Origin of the sequence: Streptomyces sp. SID3343 (genome assembly GCF_009865215.1) — a bacterium.
Classification (GTDB): Bacteria; Actinomycetota; Actinomycetes; order Streptomycetales; family Streptomycetaceae; genus Embleya.
On record NZ_WWJX01000059.1, the window covers coordinates 1 to 3,632 of the forward strand.

Consider the following 3,632-nt stretch of genomic DNA (forward strand, 5'->3'; position numbering starts at 1 on the left):
TCGGCGCGGCCGGCGGCCTGGGCACCCCGCACGCCGTCGCCGCCGCGTTCGCGATGGGCGCCGCGTACGTGGTGACCGGCTCGGTCAACCAGCTCAGCCTGGAAGCCGACACCTCCGACGCGGCCCGGGCGATGCTCCAGGCCGCGGACACCATGGACGTGGCGATGGCGCCCTCCGCCGACATGTTCGAGATGGGCTCGCAGGTACAGGTCCTCAGCCGCGGCACGATGTTCGCGGCCCGGGCGACCAGGCTGCGGCAGTTGTACCGCGACCACGAGTCGCTGGAGGAGATCCCCGCCGCGCAGATCGCGCGTCTGGAGCGGGAGATGTTCCGGCAGCCGATCGCACAGGTGTGGGCGCAGACCGAGGACTTCTGGCGTACCCGGGAGCCCGCGCAGGCCGACCGGGCGGCGACGGACCCCAAGCACCGCATGGCGCTCGTGTTCCGTTGGTACCTGGGCATGTCCAGCACGTGGGCGACGACCGGAACCGCCGACCGGACGGTGGACTACCAGATCTGGTGCGGTCCCGCGGTGGGCGCGTTCAACGACTGGCGCCGGGACGGCTACCTCGCCGACCCCGCACACCTGTCCGTGGTGCAGATCGCCCGCAACCTCATGGAAGGTGCCACGGTCCTGACCCGCGCGCACCAACTGCGCAGCCACGGCGTGGATCTGCCGGCGCAGGCGTTCACCTTCCCCGCCCTTGAACTGCTCTGAACCGACTATCGCAAGGAGCCCCGTGTCCGAGCGTCCCCGCCCCTCCCAGCCGCCCATCGCCGTCATCGGTCTGAGCACCCTGGTGCCCGGTTCCTCGGACGTCGCCGGGTTCTGGCGCGACATGGTCCATGCCCGTGACCTCATCCGAGACGTGCCGGACACCCACTGGCTCGTGAGTGATCACTACTCCAGCGATCCCACCGCCCCCGACAAGACCTACGCCAAGCGTGGGGCCTTCATGTCGCCGGTGGCGTTCGACCCGTTGGCCTTCGGTACCCCGCCCTCCACGATCGACGCCACGGACACCGCGCAACTGCTGAGCCTGATCGCGGCCGAGCGCGTCCTGCGCGACGCCTGCGGCGAGCAGCCGCCGTCCGAGCAACTCCGCGAGCGCACCGGCATCATCCTGGGGGCCAGCCCCACCGAACTGGCCTTTCGGATGTCGTTTCGCTCGCAGCGGCCGACCTGGCGCCGGGTCATGCTGGACGGCGGCGTCGACGAGGCCAAGGCGGACGAACTGTGCGACGCCATCTCGGCGTCCTATCCGGTCTGGAAGGAAAGCTCCTTCCCCGGCATGCTCACCAACGTCATCGCCGGCCGCGTCGCCCGGCATTTCGACCTGCACGGCAGCAACTACACCACCGACGCGGCGTGTGCCAGCTCGCTGTCCGCGATGAGCGCGGCCATCGACGAACTCACCCTCGGCCGCGCCGACATGATGATCACCGGTGGCGTGGACCCGCTGTGCGACGCCTTCGGGTTCACCTGCTTCAGCAAGACCCCGGCACTGTCTCCCACGGGCGAGTGCCGGCCCTTCTCCGCCGACGCCGACGGCACCCTCCTGGGCGAGGCCGTGGCGATGGTCATGCTCAAGCGACTGGAGGACGCCGAACGCGACGGCGACCGCATCTACGCGGTCGTGCGCGGCATCGGTACCTCCTCCGACGGCCGGGGGTCGTCGATCTACGCCCCTGCCGTGGCGGGCCAGGTCCGCGCGCTGCGCAGGGCGTACGCCAGCGCGGGCTACAGCCCCGACACGGTCGAGCTGATCGAGGCGCACGGCACCGGCACCAAGGCCGGCGACACCGCCGAAGTCACCGCACTGAGCGAGGTGTTCGGCAACGAGGACCCCGCCGGCATCGCGCGCTGCGCGCTCGGCTCGGTCAAATCGCAGCTCGGCCACACCCGCACCGCGGCGGGCGCGGTCGGCATGGCCAAGGCCGCCCTCGCGCTGCACCACAAGATCCTGCCGCCCACGCTCAAGGCCGAACGGCTCGACCCGGCCCTCGGGTTCGACGACGGTCCGTTCTACCTGAGCACCCGCACCCGGCCGTGGATCCGGGGCACCGACCACCCGCGCCGCGCCTCGATCTCCAGTTTCGGGTTCGGCGGGACCAACTTCCACGTGGCCCTGGAGGAGTACCGCGCCGCCGTGCCGGCTCCCGCCAAGGAGTCGCTCACCCGCAGCGCGCCGAGCGAACTGGTGCTGCTGAGCGCCGAGTCCGGCCCGGCGCTGACCAAGGCCCTGGACGCGCTCACCGCCGACGACGCGCCGTTGGCCGACCTGGGCCGCCGTACCCAACTCGCGTTCGACGCCGCCGCGCCGCACCGCCTGTGCGTCGTCGCCCGCGACCGGGACGACCTGCGCACCCAGGCGCTCGACGCCCGCCGCCGGATCGACGCCGCGCCGACATCCGCCTTCCACACGCCCGCCGGTGTCCGCTACGCGTGCGGCCCGGCCACCACCGACAAGATCGCGCTGCTGTTCCCGGGACAGGGCAGCCAGTATCCCGACATGGGCGTCGACGTGGTCATGCACCAGCCCCTGGCGCTCGCCGCGTGGGACCGCCAGGCCGGATTCACGATCGACGCAAGACCCCTGCACCGCACCGTCTTCCCGCCGCCCGTGGCCGACAAGGCGAAGGAACGCGAGCAGGCCGACCGGCTCAAGGCCACCGAATGCGCGCAGCCCGCGCTCGCGGCCCACGCCCTGATGATCCAGGAGATCCTGGGCGCCGTCGGGTTCGAGCCCGACTGCGTCGCGGGCCACAGCTTCGGCGAACTCTCCGCGCTGTTCGCGGCCGGCGTCTACGACGAGCAGACCCTGATGGACCTCGCCCGCGCCCGCGGTGAACTGCTGCGCGACGCCGGCAAGGTAGCCGGTGCGATGCTCGCGGTCAACGCCTCCGCCAAGGAGGCCGACGACCTGGTGCGCGGCGTGCGCCGGGTGTGGGTCGCCAACTACAACTCGCCGACCCAGCACGTGCTCTCGGGTACCGAGAGCGCGATCGCCAAGGTGGAGAAGCGGGCCGAGGAGCAAAAGCTCCAGACCCAACGCCTCGCGGTCTCGTGCGCGTTCCACAGCCCGCTGCTCCAGTCCGCGACCACCGGATGGCGGCCCGCGCTGGAACGGCACGACTTCGCCGCACCGCGGATGCCGGTCTACGGAAACGCGGCGGCCAAGCCCTACCCGTCGTCGGCGCCGCGGATTCGCACCGTGCTGCACGACCACATCACCTCCTCCGTGCGCTTCGCCGACATGATCCGGACCATGCACGACGACGGCGTCCGGACGTTCGTCGAGGTCGGTCCGGGGACGGTACTGACCGGCCTGGTCGGCCGCATCCTCGCGGACCGACCGCACGTCGCGTTGAGCGCCGACCACCCCGGTGGTTCCGGCATCACCGCGCTGCACAAGGTCCTGGGCGCGCTGGCGGTCGCCGGACGCTCCCTGGACTTCGCCCCGCTGTGGGCGTCGTTCACCTCGACCACCCCTTCGCCATCGCCGACAAGGACGGGCATGACCATTCCCATCTCGGGCCCCAATCCAGACGTGGGACCGCGTGAGACGACCCACGCCCCGCCCCCCGCGCCGGAGGCGAACACCGGCTCCCCGGCGGTCGCTCCGACGAT

At 71.8% G+C, this 3,632-nt stretch carries 1 protein-coding gene and 1 pseudogene; both read left to right on the forward strand.

Annotated elements, in window-relative coordinates; genetic code table 11:
• Window positions 1-719 (forward strand): annotated as a pseudogene (locus tag GT354_RS02475) (2-nitropropane dioxygenase); the annotation flags it as partial.
• A 22-nt stretch (window positions 720-741) separates the two neighbouring features.
• On the forward strand, window positions 742-3,632 hold a 2,891-nt coding region (locus tag GT354_RS02480), incomplete at its 3' end, for a type I polyketide synthase (RefSeq protein WP_161354498.1).